Origin of the sequence: Thermus caldifontis, assembly GCF_003336745.1 — a bacterium.
Lineage (GTDB): Bacteria > Deinococcota > Deinococci > Deinococcales > Thermaceae > Thermus > Thermus caldifontis.
The window spans coordinates 12037-24994 of sequence record NZ_QGMX01000014.1; the positions used below are offsets into that span (position 1 = coordinate 12037).

The 12958-nt window shown below is 66.3% G+C and carries 14 protein-coding genes; 10 read left to right on the top strand and 4 right to left on the bottom strand.

All coding sequences use genetic code 11. The features are described 5' to 3' along the window. The first annotated feature begins 4 nt into the window (after nucleotides 1–4). Together DK874_RS09060 and DK874_RS09065 are read left to right on the top strand one after the other, a co-directional pair. Entirely contained in the window at nucleotides 5–1102 is a 1098-nt protein-coding gene (locus DK874_RS09060) for a YwiC-like family protein (protein ID WP_114313705.1), read from the top strand. A 56-nt stretch (nucleotides 1103–1158) separates the two neighbouring features. Then, a complete protein-coding gene (locus DK874_RS09065) occupies nucleotides 1159–2181 on the top strand; it encodes a S1C family serine protease (protein ID WP_114313748.1) in 1023 nt (340 codons plus the stop codon). Here DK874_RS09065 and DK874_RS09070 read toward each other — a convergent pair whose 3' ends face one another. Then, nucleotides 2182–3156 (bottom strand): P1 family peptidase, encoded by a 975-nt coding sequence (locus DK874_RS09070; RefSeq protein WP_114313706.1) that lies wholly within the window; start codon nucleotides 3154–3156, stop codon nucleotides 2182–2184. Between the two features lie 44 nt (nucleotides 3157–3200). Between DK874_RS09070 and DK874_RS09075 the strand changes: the two genes are divergently transcribed. Genes DK874_RS09075 through DK874_RS09100 form a run of 6 tightly spaced genes read left to right on the top strand, consistent with a single transcriptional unit; the run spans nucleotide 3201 to nucleotide 9094 of the window. After that, nucleotides 3201–4262, top strand: coding sequence for a class II aldolase/adducin family protein (locus DK874_RS09075; protein WP_114313707.1), 1062 nt, complete (start codon nucleotides 3201–3203; stop codon nucleotides 4260–4262). Beyond that, nucleotides 4259–5353 carry a zinc-dependent alcohol dehydrogenase gene (locus DK874_RS09080; protein WP_114313708.1) on the top strand — a complete coding sequence of 365 codons (1095 nt, stop codon included), beginning with the start codon at nucleotides 4259–4261 and terminating at the stop codon, nucleotides 5351–5353. The genes DK874_RS09075 and DK874_RS09080 overlap by 4 nt, the downstream gene beginning before the upstream one ends. Nucleotides 5354–5411: 58 nt before the next feature. Next, nucleotides 5412–6449, top strand: coding sequence for an AAA family ATPase (locus DK874_RS09085; protein WP_114313709.1), 1038 nt, complete (start codon nucleotides 5412–5414; stop codon nucleotides 6447–6449). Continuing rightward, entirely contained in the window at nucleotides 6409–7278 is an 870-nt protein-coding gene (locus DK874_RS09090) for a DUF58 domain-containing protein (RefSeq protein ID WP_114313710.1), read from the top strand. Before DK874_RS09085 ends, DK874_RS09090 begins: the two co-directional genes overlap by 41 nt. Beyond that, on the top strand, nucleotides 7245–8165 hold the full coding sequence (locus DK874_RS09095; protein WP_114313749.1) for a vWA domain-containing protein: 921 nt from the start codon (nucleotides 7245–7247) through the stop codon (nucleotides 8163–8165). The genes DK874_RS09090 and DK874_RS09095 overlap by 34 nt, the downstream gene beginning before the upstream one ends. Then, nucleotides 8162–9094 (top strand): vWA domain-containing protein, encoded by a 933-nt coding sequence (locus DK874_RS09100; RefSeq protein WP_114313750.1) that lies wholly within the window; start codon nucleotides 8162–8164, stop codon nucleotides 9092–9094. The genes DK874_RS09095 and DK874_RS09100 overlap by 4 nt, the downstream gene beginning before the upstream one ends. On the opposite strand, the gene DK874_RS09105 is transcribed toward DK874_RS09100, so the two are convergent. Continuing rightward, a complete protein-coding gene (locus DK874_RS09105; protein WP_114313711.1) occupies nucleotides 9091–9375 on the bottom strand; it encodes a hypothetical protein in 285 nt (94 codons plus the stop codon). The two genes, DK874_RS09100 and DK874_RS09105, sit on opposite strands and share 4 nt — an antisense overlap. A 128-nt stretch (nucleotides 9376–9503) precedes the next feature. Between DK874_RS09105 and DK874_RS09110 the strand changes: the two genes are divergently transcribed. Continuing rightward, entirely contained in the window at nucleotides 9504–10358 is an 855-nt protein-coding gene (locus tag DK874_RS09110) for a cell division protein FtsX (protein WP_114313712.1), read from the top strand. Nucleotide 10359: 1 nt separating this feature from the next. After that, nucleotides 10360–11652, top strand: coding sequence for a murein hydrolase activator EnvC family protein (locus DK874_RS09115; RefSeq protein ID WP_114313713.1), 1293 nt, complete (start codon nucleotides 10360–10362; stop codon nucleotides 11650–11652). 9 nt (nucleotides 11653–11661) lie between these two features. On the opposite strand, the gene hpf is transcribed toward DK874_RS09115, so the two are convergent. Both hpf and ftsE read right to left on the bottom strand, forming a co-directional pair. Next, nucleotides 11662–12222: a ribosome hibernation-promoting factor, HPF/YfiA family gene (gene hpf, locus DK874_RS09120; RefSeq protein WP_114313714.1), complete on the bottom strand. Its 561-nt coding sequence runs from the start codon at nucleotides 12220–12222 to the stop codon at nucleotides 11662–11664. Continuing rightward, nucleotides 12219–12947, bottom strand: coding sequence for a cell division ATP-binding protein FtsE (gene ftsE, locus DK874_RS09125; RefSeq protein WP_114313715.1), 729 nt, complete (start codon nucleotides 12945–12947; stop codon nucleotides 12219–12221). Before ftsE ends, hpf begins: the two co-directional genes overlap by 4 nt. Nucleotides 12948–12958: the final 11 nt, after the last annotated feature.

A 12958-nucleotide genomic window follows, 5' to 3' on the forward strand; every position in this document is an offset into this window, starting at 1 on the left:
CGGTATGCGTGCGACCGGTGTCCCTCTTAAAACCGTAGCCCTCCCCACGGAGCATGGGGGTTGGGGGTTCACCCTGGAACCCATCCTCCTGGGCCTGTTGCTCTCCCCCGGACCCCACACCCTGGGGCTTGCCCTCCTGGGCCTCTTCGGCTTCCTGGCCCGGCACCCCTTGAAGCTGGTCTACCAGGACCTTAGAAAGGGAAAGCGCTACCCCCGTACCCAGCTGGCTTTGAAGGTGGGCGGGGCCTATTCGATCCTGGCCCTTCTGGGCCTTCTCCTGGCCACCTGGACCGCCCAAGGCCCTTTCCTTCTTCCCCTTTTACTAGCCCTGCCCTTAGGGGCCTACATGCTTTGGGCGGACGCCTCAAACCGCTCCCGCGATCTTTTCCCTGAGATGGCCGCCGCCTTAGCCATGGCCTCCTTGGCCCCAGCGGGGGTGCTGGCGGGGGGCTTGGGGCTGGAGATCGCTTTGGGAAGCTTTCTGGCCTTGGCCCTGAGGGACGTGGCCGCCCTCTACTACGCCCGCACCCAGGTGCTCAGGGCCCGGGGAAGAAACCCCAAGCTTCACCCTGCCCACCTGGCCCTTTGGGCCTCCTCCCTCCTCGCCCTTCTTCTTCAAGGACAGGGGCTTCTGCCCGCTCCCACCACCCTTGCCCTCCTCCTCCTGGCCCTATATGGCAGTTTGGCCCTCACAAGACCACCGGTGGAGGCCCGGATCATCGGCTGGACGCAGATGGGCTTTGGCCTCCTGGTGGTCCTGGCCACGGCTTTGGGCTATACCCTCCAAGGCCTCCCCACGGCTCTCCTTGGGATACCGGCCCTGCACCGGTTTCTGGGGTGGTTCTTGGTGGGGCTAGCCTTTTTGGTTGGTCTTTACCTTCTTCTGCGGAGAGAGGTGAACCTGCCTGTGCGCATCCTCCTGGGCCTCTACGACCTGAATGCCCTCATGGGCCTCCTCTACCTGGCCTTTTTCTGGAAGCCTCTCCCTCACCCTCTCCTGGCCCTCACGGGCGTGGTCCTCCTTCACCTCCTCCTGAGAAAACCCTATCCCTGGCCCGGGGTTGGCTTTCTCCTCCTGGGATTCCTCCTTCTTTGGCACTGAAGCCCATGGTGGGGGAAAACACCCTTATCCCCTCCAAATCCCGGGAAAATAAAGGCATGAGGAAAGCCTGGGGGATTTTCCTCCTTCTTCCCTTGGCGGGGGCCCTCTACGCCCTGTGGAGCCAGCCCGTACCGCTTTGGGGTAGGTCAGAGGAGGCGGCTTGGGAACTGGTCCAGGCGCCTCCTGAACGCCTGCAGGAGGTTTACACCAAGGCCCATCCCGCCGTCTTGCGCATAGATGGCCCCGAGGGAAGCCGGGGCACGGGGTTCTTCTACCGGGAGGGCTTTGTCCTCACCGCCTACCACGTGGTGGCGGAGGGGGGGCCCTACACCCTGGTGCTTTCCAACCGCAGGCGGGCCACGGCCACCCTTCTGGGCTTCGCCGAGCCCATGGACCTGGCGGTCCTGGCCACGGAGGCCCAAGCCCTCGCCCTTCTTCCCCTGGAAACCCAAAGGCGCCCCCAGGTGGGAGAGGCCGTCCTGCACATCGGCAACGGCCGGGGCCAGTTCATCGCCCCCCGCTACGGGCGCATCACCCAAACCTCCGTGGACCCCTCTCCCTTCCTGCCCTCAGGCCTGGTGGAAACCAGCCTGCCCCTCTCCCCAGGGGATTCGGGTGGACCCGTGCTGGACCTGGAGGGGAAAGTACTGGGGGTGGCGGTGGCCATAGGCCAGACGGAGGAGGGCTTCCGGAGCTTCTTCACCCCGCTTCTTAACCGGAGCCAGGCCCTGGCGGAGATGGAAGGGGGCAAACGGAGCTACTGGCCCTATCTGGGCCTGAGGGGTCCCAGGGGCTTAACCCCACAGCTGGCCCGGGAGCTGGGCCTGCCCCCGGGTGGGGTGCTGGTGGGCGAGGTGGTGCCGGGCGGGGCCGCCCACCGGGCAGGGCTAAGGGGCCTGGAAGCGGGAGGGGTGCCGGATGTGATCCTCGAGGTCAACGGGGTGCCCGTGAATAGCTTTGAAGACCTCCTGCGGGAGGTACGCCGCTATGGGGTGGGGGAACGGGTCCGCCTCACCGTGCGCCGGGGTGGGGAGATCTTCGGGGTGGAGGTGGAACTCGCCCCCTTCCCTGGGCGGTAGTCAGCCCATGAGGTCCCGGTAGGCGGGAATCCCTGGGGCGCCTTTCGCCAGGAGCACCGCCCGGAGGATGGCCCGGGTTACGGCATCGGCGGCGTAGGCCCCCAGGCGCAAAAGGAGGTAGGGCTCTACCCCTTTGCCCTCCCCCTGGGCCAGGGCGAAGACCAGGTCCCCATCCAGGGGGGTGTGGGCCGGGCGGATGGCCCGGGCCATCCCATCCTGGGCCATGATGGCAAGCCTTTTGGCCTGGGCCTTGCTGAGGGGGGCATCCGTGGCCACCACCGCCAAGGTGGTGTGCTGGCCCAGGAGGAAGGGGTAGCGGTAGTCCTCCGGGCTTCCCCGGTAGCGGGAGCGATCCGGAACCAAAGCCCTCTCCCCTTCCGCCAGGAAGTCCTCTCCGTAAAGCCTCCCCGTCCTGGGGTCAAAGGGGCGGCCCAGGCTGTTCGCCGCCACCAGGGCCAGGACCCGGTGGCCTTCTTCCAGGAGGTACCCCGCCAGGCCCACCCCGCCCTTTACCCCTCCCGCCACCGCCCCCGTGCCCGCTCCCACGCCCCCTTCCTCCACCTCCTCCCCCGCGGCCAAGGCCGCCTGGTACCCCGCCTCCTCCCCCGGCGGTCGGTGCACCCCTCCGCGGCCCAGGTCATAGAGCACGGCAGCAGGCACGATGGGTACCGCACCTCCTGGGGTGGGAAAGCCCCTTTTTCTTTCCGCCAGGTAGCGCATGACCCCATCCGCCGCCCTCAGGCCAAAGGCGCTTCCCCCGGTGAGGAGAACGGCGTGCACCTTTTCCACGGTGTTTTCCGGCAAGAGCAAGTCCGTTTCCCGGGTGCCGGGAGCCGCCCCCCGCACGTCCACCGCCCCCACCCAGCCCTCCTCCACCAGGACCACGGTGCAACCGGTGAGGGCCTCGAGATCGGTGAAATGCCCCACCCTGATCCCCGGCCACAGGACCCCTTTCCCCCACAAGGCTTCCGCCATACGCCCAGTATCGGGTAGGCTATGGACCAGAACAAGGAGGAAGCATGTGGGAGTACCTGATCCACGGCGAGCCTTCTCCCAATATCCAGCGCTTCTTGAAAGGCTTAGGCCAAGCCCTAGAAGCCCAGGGGTTCCGCTACAACCCCGAATCCGAGGCCCCCAATTTGGTGCTGAACGCCATCACCCCGGAAAACCCCAAACCCTACCGGCGAAGGGCCCAGGCCACCTTCGTGGCCTCGGTTATGGAGCTTCCCGCCTTTCCCGAAAACCCCCTCCAGGCCCTCTACCCCTACCTGGTCCGGGCCCTTTCCAACGTGCTTCTGGCCCACGTGCCCAGCCAAGGGGTCAAGTTCCTCACCCTGGAGCTGGGGCACTACGACGAGCCCAACGGGGAAGGGTTTTTTGAGCGGGTGGCCGCACGCCTTAGGCCCATCGCCTGTAGCCGCCTGGTGATCCACAACATCTTCCACCCGGACCTCGAGCCCGAGCTTTGGCAAGGGGACGAGCTCACGGAAAGCATGTACCGGGCGGGGAAGAAGCTTAAGGAGTGGGACCTCCTTCCCGCCCCCTTCCCCATTGAGGAGATCCTTCCCCCCGAGGACCTTCGCCACGTGAAGCGCCTCTACGGCATCGGTGGCCTTTCCTACGGCAACCTCTCCGTGCGCAAGGACGAGCGCCGCTTCTGGATGTCGGCAAGTGGGGTGGACAAGGCTAACCTAAGGGAGATCGGCCGCGACATCCTTCTGGTGAAGGACTACGATCCCCAGCAAAACGCCATCCTCCTCTCCGTGCCTCCCCACGTGGAGCCTAGGCGGGTGAGCGTGGACGCCATAGAGCACTGGATGATCTACCGGGAGCACCCCGGGGTAGGGGCCATCCTGCACGTGCACGCCTGGATGGAGGGGGTTCCCGCCACCCCCTTCAACTACCCCTGCGGCACCTACGAACTGGCCCAGGCGGTGGCGGAGAAGGTACGGGAGGCCCCCGATCCCACCCGGGCGGTGGTAGGCCTAAAAAACCACGGCCTCACCATCACCGGGCGGAGCCTGGAAGAGATCATGGAGCGGATAGAGGGTAAGCTCATCCGCACCGTACCCATGTCATGAAGGCCCTCCTCTACACCCCCTCCCTTCCCAGGTTCTTTGCCGCGCGAGTCTTGGGCAAGCGTTTTCCCAAGGGTCTTCTGCCCCTCCGCCTCGCCCAGGTGCCCCTTCCCGAACGGCCAGGCTTCCTGAAGGTCAAGGTGCGGCTAAGCGGGGTCTGCGGCTCGGACCTGGCCCTCCTCTACGGGAAAAGCCCCCCCTCCATCAGCCCCTTCTTCTCCTTCCCCGCCGTCCTGGGCCACGAGATCCTGGGGGAGGTGGAGGGAAGCCTGGTGGCGGTGAACCCCCTCCTCGCCTGCGCCGACCGCGGGCTTCCCCCCTGCCCAGCATGCCAGCGGGGTGAGGAGGGGCTGTGCCGGAACGTGGCCGAAGGGCCCTTGGCCCCCGGGATGCTGGGCTACAACCGGGACCTGCCGGGGGGGTGGGGGGAGTGGGTGTTGGCCCGGCCCGAGAGGCTTTATCCCATCCCTGGGGGCGTCCCCGAGGAGCGGGGCGTTTTGGCCGAGCCCCTGGCGGTGGTGGTGCGGGGTCTTAAGAAGCTGAGGCCGTGGCCCCAGGAGATCCTGGTCCTAGGTATGGGTACCCTGGGGCTCCTGGCCCTCAAAGCCCTTCGGGCCCTGGGGTTTGCCGGCAAGGTGTATGGGGTGGCCAAGTACCCCCACCAGGCGGAGCGGGCTTTGGCCTTCGGGGCAGACGGGATCTACGGGAGCGCCAAGGAGGCCCTATTGGAGCGGGCCCGGCGCTACCGCTACCTCCTCTTTGAGGGATACCGGGGCGGGTACGAGGCGGTCATAGAGGCCTCGGGAAGCGGGCTTGGTTTCCGCCAGGCCCTCACCCTGGCCCAGGAAGGAGGCCGGGTGCTCCTCCTGGGAGCCCCAGGCCTGGACTGGGCCGACCTCTCCCCCTTCTGGTTCAAGGAGGTGGGCCTGGTGGGAAGCTACACCTATAGTCCCGAGGAGTTCGCCCAGGCGGTGGGTCTTCTCCCGGAGCTCAAGGGTTTGGAAGCCCTCATCGGGGGCATCTTCTCCCTTACCGACTGGCAAAAAGCCCTCTCTGCCAAGGGCAAGGCCCTATTCCGGCCAAATGTGTCCTGAAGGGGAGTATCCCCTGGCTTGAGGAACTATACTCCGGGGAAACCTTTAGGGGGTGGGTATGGCCTGGGAAGAAGAACCCTTTTTGGCAGCAGGGGAAAGGCTCCGGGCCCTTTTAAGGGAGGTCAAGAGGGTTATCGTGGGCCAGGACCACCTCCTGGAGAGGATGCTGGTGGCCCTTCTTGCCCGGGGCCACCTCCTCATCGAGGGGGTACCGGGGCTGGCCAAGACCCTGGCGGTGAAGACCCTGGCCCAGGCGGTAGGGGGGAACTTCAAGAGAATCCAGTTCACCCCCGATCTGGTGCCCGCTGACCTCCTGGGCACTCGCATCTACAACCCCAGGGATGGGGAGTTCAAGACCGAGCTCGGTCCCATCTTCGCCCACCTCCTTTTGGCGGACGAGATCAACCGGGCCCCAGCCAAGGTGCAGTCGGCCCTCCTCGAGGCCATGCAGGAGCGCCAGGTGACCCTGGGCAAAGAAACCTACCCCCTGCCCAAGCCCTTCCTGGTGCTGGCCACACAAAACCCCATAGAAAGCGAGGGCACCTATCCCCTGCCGGAGGCCCAGCTGGACCGCTTCCTCCTCAAGGTGGTGGTGGGCTACCCCGCCTTCCACGAGGAGCTCCTCATCGTGGGGCGCATGACCACGGGGGAGGAGGTCCAGGTAGCCCAGGTGCTTTCCCTGGAGGAGGTTTCGGAGCTGGCCCGTCTGGCCGACCGCGTCTACGTCCACCCCAAGGTGGCCGAGCACGCCGTAGCCCTGGTCCAGGCCACCCGGGACCTGGAAGGTGCGGGGCTTAAGGACCTGAAGCCCTTTGTGGCCTACGGGGCAAGCCCCCGGGCCTCCTTGGCCTTGGTCCAGGGAGCTAAGGCCCTGGCCCTGGTCCGGGGGCGGGCCCACGCCCTTCCGGAGGATGTGCGGGACCTGTACCTGGACGCCCTCCGCCACCGCGTGATCCTCTCCTACCAGGCTTTGGCGGAGGGCGTGCGGGTGGAAGATGTGCTGGAAGCCATCTTAAAGCGCCTTCCCCCGCCCTTTGTGCCCCTCCACGACCCTCATGGAGACGCCCGAAGCCCTCTTGGCCCGCCTGGAGCTTAAGGTGGTGCGTCCCCTGGATGGGCTCCTCTTCGGGGACTACCGGGGGGTGTTCTACGGCAAGAGCCTGGAGCTTGCGGAGATCAGCCCCTACAACCCCGGGGACGAAGCCGAGCGCATCGACTGGCCCGCCACCGCCCGCACGGGGGAGCTACACGTGCGCCGCTTTCGGGAAGAGCGGGAGCTCACCCTCTGGCTCCTCCTGGACGGAAGCCCCTCCATGCGCTTTGGCTCTAGGAGGCGGGAAAAGTACACCCTGGCCCTGGAGCTGGCCCTGAGCGTGGCCTACATCGCCCTCCGGCATGGGAACCGGGTGGGGGCTATCCTGCCCTCGGGCCTCCTGCCCCCCAAAGGGGGCAAGGCCCAGGCCCTCCTCCTGGCCCGGGAGGCCCTTAAGGGCGGGGAGCCGCTTCCCCTGGGGGAAGCCTTGGGGCTTCTGGAAAGGGTGGCCAGGCGCAGGAGCCTGGTCTTCACCTTCTCGGACTTCCTGGACTCCTTTTCCGCCCCCTTTTCCCGCCTGGCCGCCCGGCACGACCTGGTGGCGGTCCTGGTGGAAGATCCCCTGGAGCGGGCCCTACCCCAGGCAGGGGTGCTCTCCTTCTTTGACCCGGAAACCGGGGCCCAGGTGGAGGTAAACACCTTAGACCCAAGGGTACGGGAGGCTTATCGCCAAAGGGCTGAGGCCCTGAGGGTGGCCCGGGTACGGGAGATCCTTAAAGCCGGTGCCGACTTCCTGGTGGCCTCCACGGAGATGGACCTGGTTCCCCTCCTCCTCAGGTTTGTGGAAAGGAGGCGTTGGTGGCATTTAAAAGCCCCGAGGGCTTCCTCCTAGGCCTTCTCCTCCTGGGCGCAGGGGGGCTACTCCTCTGGCTTTTGGGGCGGGCCGGGCGGAGGCGGCTTCTCTCCGCCTTGGACCCCGCCTTCCTCCCAGGGCCTAAGCCCCTACCCCTTCCCTTCCTCCTGGCCCCTCTTTTCCTCCTACTGGCGGCAGGTCGCCTCGAAGCCCCCCTTCCCTGGCGGGAGAACCTCACGCAGGCCCTTCTGGTGGTGGACACCAGCCACTCCATGGCCGCAGACGACGAAACTCCCACCCGCCTGGAGCGGGCCAAGGCCCTGGCCCAAAGCTTCCTTCGCGGCCTGGATCCCTCGGTGAAGGTAGGGCTGGTGAGCTTCGGACCCCAGGCGGTCCTGGTCCTCTCCCCTACCCGGGACCGCCAGGCCCTCCTTAAGGCCCTGCAAGGCCTCAAACCCGGGGGGACCACCCCCTTGGGCCAAGGCCTCCTCCAGGCCCAGCGGATCCTGCGGCCCAAGGGGCCAGAGGGGGATCTTCCCCAGGTGAAACCCCCCGCCGCTATCCTCCTCCTTTCCGATGGGGCTGCCAACGCCGGGAGCGATCCCCTCGAGGCGGCTAAAGAGCTCTCCCGGGCAGGCCTCCCCATCTTCGTGCGCCCCCTGGGCGACCCCAAGGGAGCGGTGAGCCGCATCGGGGAAGGGCTTTACTTCGTGCCCACCAATCCCCTGAGCCTCCTGCGCCTGGCCCAGGCCACCGGGGGCCAGGCGCTCGGTGAGGATTTCCAACCCCTCTACCGGGCCCTCCGCCCCTACCGGGTATGGCGAACCCAGACCCTGGACCTCACCCAGGCCCTGGTGGTGGCTGGGCTCCTATGCCTTTCCTTCGGCGCTTACCTGAGCCTGGCCCGGGAAGGGAGGTGGCCGTGAGCCTTCAGGCCCCCGAGGCCCTAAGCCTTCTCATCCTTTTGGCCTTCTTGCTGGTGGGCCTCTATCCAAGGCGCCCCAAGGCCCGCTTGCCCCATCCCTTGGTCCCCCTGCTGCAACAGGCGGCCCGGGAGTCCCGGGGAATCCTTCCCTGGTTGCCCCCAGCCCTCTTTTTCCTTGGGCTTTGCCTCCTGGTCCTGGCAGCCACAAGACCGCTGATGCCCCTCCCCGGCCAAGCAAGCCGAAACGTGGCGATCCTGGTCATAGACGTAAGCCGCAGCATGATGGCAGCCGACCTGAAGCCAAGCCGCCTCGAGGCGGCCAAGGAAGCCGCCCGGGCCTTCCTCCGAGAGGCACCCAAGGCCCTAAGGATTGGGCTCGTGGCCTTCAGCGGCAACGCCCAGACCGTCCACCCCCCCACCACCGACCGCAGGCTCCTAAAGGAAAGCCTGGACAGCCTGGAGTTCGGCCGCTCCACCGCCATAGGGGAGGGAATCCTGGAAGCCCTGCACAACATCCGGGAGGCAGGGGGCGAAGGGGAGGTCCTCCTCCTCACCGACGGCAGGAACCGAACGGGCAGGGACCCCCTGGAGGCGGCGGCCGAGGCCTCCCGCATGGGGGTGCGCATCTACGCCGTGGGGGTGGGGGTACCGGGATGGACCCCAGGCCCCGAGGATCCGGTGAGCGCCTTTGGCTTCTTCCCGGGGGCCTTTGAGGTGGACGAGGAACTCCTCTGGTCCCTGGCGGAGTTCACCGGGGGGCGGTATTACCTGGTGGCCTCGGAAAAGGAGCTTTCCGACCTCTACCAGAAGCTCGCCCGCTCCGTGCGCCTCGAGGTCATGCCCGGGGAGGCTGCTGGGTTTCTGGGGGTCCTGGGAGGCTTTTTGGCCCTCTTAGGAGTGGCCTTGCGGCGTTACCTCTCCCCCGCCTAGGACCCGCCAAAGGGGTTAGGAACGGGCTCCACCGGGAAAAGCTCCTGGGGCTCCCCCCCAGGCACCGGGAGCATGCGGAAAAACTCTCCGTTCCAAAAGAGATAAACCTGAGGTTCGCACCCCTCCCCGCCCGGGGGAAAAACCTCTTGGACGGGTACGGACCCGGCAGCCCAGGAAGCGGGGACCCCCCACAAGGACCCGCTCCCAGGTGGCCGCCCCATCCAGGCTACCCCCACCCCAAGAAGCCCTCCCAGGACCAGACCCAGTAGAAAAGGCTTCATACCCTTTAGGGTAACAGGCTGGACCAGAAGGGCAGGCCGGGGAGCACGTTTCAAGCCACGCTCCCCGCCCACGCCTTCTTTACCCCCTCCCAAGCCTTTTCTCAAGCCAGGGGCGTAAGATGTAAAGCATGTACGCCTTCCGCGAGGGCCTGCGGCAGATTCTCCGTCATCCCACGGCCAGTCTCGCCACTTTTTTTACCGCCCTCGTCTCCTTCGCTCTCCTTTACTTTCTGGGCCTCGTCCTATGGAACCTGGAGCGGGTAGTGCATACCCTGGAGAGGGAACTGGAAGTGGCGGCCTTCCTGCAAAAAGGGGCCGATGTGGAAGCCATCCTCAGCGAGATCCAGGGCTGGGGTGAAGTGGGGGAGGTGCGGCTTCAGAGCAAGGAGGAGGCCCTGGCCCAGCTGGTTCTGGACTACCCCTACCTGGCCGAAGCCAAGGACCTGGTGGAGAACCCCTTGCCCGACACCTTGCGCCTGAGGCTTAAGGACCCGGAGGCGGTGCGCACGGTGGCGGAAAGGCTCAGGAAGCTTCCGGGGGTAGAGGGGGTGGAATACGGAGGCGAGCTAACGGAAAGGCTGGTTCAGGTGCTGTCTGGAAGCCGCTTGGCCATGGGGGTCCTGGTGGGGCTTCTTCTCCTCAACACCTTCTTCAGCGTCATGGGCTCCATACGCCTATCCCTGGAAAGCCGGAAGGAAGCCCTGGGCATCATGCTCCTGGTGGGGGCCACCCGGCGGTTTATCCAGGCTCCCTTCGTGGTGGAAGGGATCCTGCTCACCCTGGGGGCCAGCCTCCTGGCGGTGGCTTTCGGCAGCCTCCTGTACCGGGGCCTGGCCCAGGGCCTCCAGGGACTCCTTCCCTTTCTGCCCGTGCTGGGGGTCAAGGACCTCTCCCAGACGGGGCTCATGGTCCTAGCCCTGGCGGTGGTCCTGGGGGCCGGTGGGGCCTTCATGGCCACCCGGTCCTATCTGAGGGAAGTCTAGGATGGGTTTCCCCTGGATCCTCCTTCCCCTGGTTCTGTGCCCGGGCTTCCTGCTGGGGGTCTTGGCCCAGAACGTGCCTGCCCAGGAGCGCACCGTGCGCAACCTGGAAGACCAGCTGAACCAGGCCAAGGCCCTGGAGGAGCAAAGCCAAAAGCGAATCCGCCTCCTAAACCAGGAGCTTGCCCGCTTATCCACCCGGGTGGAGAACCTGCTTAAGGAGAAAGCCCGCCTCGAGGGGGAGATCGCCCGATTGGAGAAGGAGCGCGCTGCCTTAAGCCGGCAGATCGCCCAGTTGAAAGAGGAAATCGGCCTGACGGAAGGGCGCATCGCCAAGCTGGAAAGGGACCTGGAAAGCTTAAAGGAGCGGCTCCAGGCCCTGATGCGAAGCCTGCACCGGGAGAAAGCCGGCCGCTACCTCCCCCTCCTCCGGGCCCAGTCCTTTACCGACCTGGCGGTGCGAGCCCGCTGGGTGGGGTACATCTCGGAGCGGGATGCGGAGCTGGTCCGTACCCTTCAGGCCACCTTGAAGGCCCTAAGGGAAGAGCGGGAGCGCCTAGGCCTTCTCCTCGCCGACCTCACCGCCAAGGAAAAGGCTCTCGGGGAAACCCAAAGGGCCTTGGAAGGGCAGAAGAAGGAGCTGGAGGCCACCCTCTCCGGCCTTAGGCAGGAAGAACAGGGCAAAAGGGCCCTTCTCCGGGACGCCCTCTTGGAACGGCAACGCCTCCAAGCCCAGCTGGCCGCCCTCCAGGCCAGGGTGCTGGCGGAACGGCAACGCCTCTTGGAGCTTAAGCGCCAGGAAGAGGAGCGGCGAAGGCGGGAGGAGGAGCGGAGGAGGCAGGAGGCCGAGCGCCGCCAGGCGGCCAGCCAACCCTCACCCCGCCAGGCCAGCGTGGTGGTACCCCCTCCCCCCTTGCCCGCCACCGTGGGCCGGCTGGCCTTTCCCGTGCCCGGGGGCAGGATCCTGGTGCCCTATGGGCAGGAAGGGCCTTTCCAGGTGATCCAGGGCCCCGCTCCGGGAAGCCCGGTACAGGCTGCCGCCGACGGGTACGTGGCCGGGATCCTCTACCTGCCCAACCTGGGCTACACGGTGATGCTGGTGCACACGGAAACCCTTTCCACCGTCTACACCAACCTGCAGGAGCCCTTGGTCCAGGAGGGAGAAAGGGTGCAAAGGGGCCAGCTTCTCGGCTACACGGGGGGCGGCCTCCTCATCCGCCCGGAGGAGGTGGAGTTCAGGGTAGCGGTACGCGTGGGCGGAGAGACCCGCTTCGTGGATCCCTCCGCCTACTACTGAAAACCTTGGTTATGCGGGCTCAATAAGCCCGTAGTTGCCGTCCTTGCGGCGGTAGATGACGTTGATCTCGTCCGTCTTGGCGTTGCGGAACACGAAGAAGTCGTGGCCCAAGGCCTCCATCTGGAAGGCGGCCTCCTCGGGGTCCATGGGCTTCATCTCAAAGCGCTTGACCCGGACGATCCTGGGGCCTTCCTCCTCCTCGGGCTTGCGCAGGGCCTCGAGGTCCCGCACCTCGGGAGGTAGCGGCCCCTGGTAGGTGTGCCGCTTGCCTACGAAGCGCCGCTCCTTGTAGCGCTTCAGCTGGGTTTCCAGCCGGTCCACCATGCGGTCGATGGCCGCATAAAGGTCAGGGTCCTCCTCCTCCACCCTGACGAGCCCCCCGGGGAGGTCCACCTGCACCTCGGCCTTGGCCTTGCGGGCCACGTGGTTGCTGCCCGCCAAGGAAAGAACCACCTTGGCCATGAGCTCCCCATTCTGGTAGCGGTCCAGGCGGGAAAGCTTCCTCTCCACGTAGTCCCGAATGGCGTCGGTGATCTCCAGGTTACGACCGATGAGTTTGTAGACCTTCATACGCCCTCCTTTCCGCCCCGGTCAGGGCTTTCCCTTACCCTTATGCTACCACCTTCCCCCGGACGTTCGTCCCGCACCACCTGGCCCGCCTTCAGCACCACCACCCGGGCCGGGTAGGCCTCCAGGAGCTCGCGGCTATGGGTGGCCACCACCACCGTGGCCCCCCGCTGGTGGGCAGCCTTGAGGATATCCAGCACCTGCAGGGCATTTTCCAGGTCCAGGTTCCCCGTGGGCTCGTCCGCCAGGATCACCGGGGGGTCCAGGAGCAAGGCCCGGGCTATGGCCACCCGCTGGGCCTCGCCCACGGAAAGCTCCTCGGGAAAGGCCCTTTTCTTGTGGGAAAGCCCCACCCGGCGCAGGGCGGTGGTGATGCGTTCCCCCCACTCCCTCTGGGGAACCCCCTGCACCCGGAGGACAAAGGCCAGGTTCTCCTCCACCGTCATGTCGGAAAGGAGGCGGTGGTCTTGGAAGACCATGCCGATCCGGCGGCGGTGGAGGGCCACCTGGTCCCCCTTGAGGAGCTTCAGGTTCTGTCCGCCAAAGTACACCGTTCCTTGGGTGGGAAGGAGCCGGCGCAGGATCAGGGAAAGCAGGGTGGACTTTCCCGCCCCCGAGTGCCCCACCACGTAGACGAACTCCCCCTTCTTCACCTCGAGGCTCACGTTGTAAAGCGCCTTGGTCCCCGTGCGGGGGTATTCTAGGCCCACCCGGTGGAAGGCGATCATGCCCTTACTAT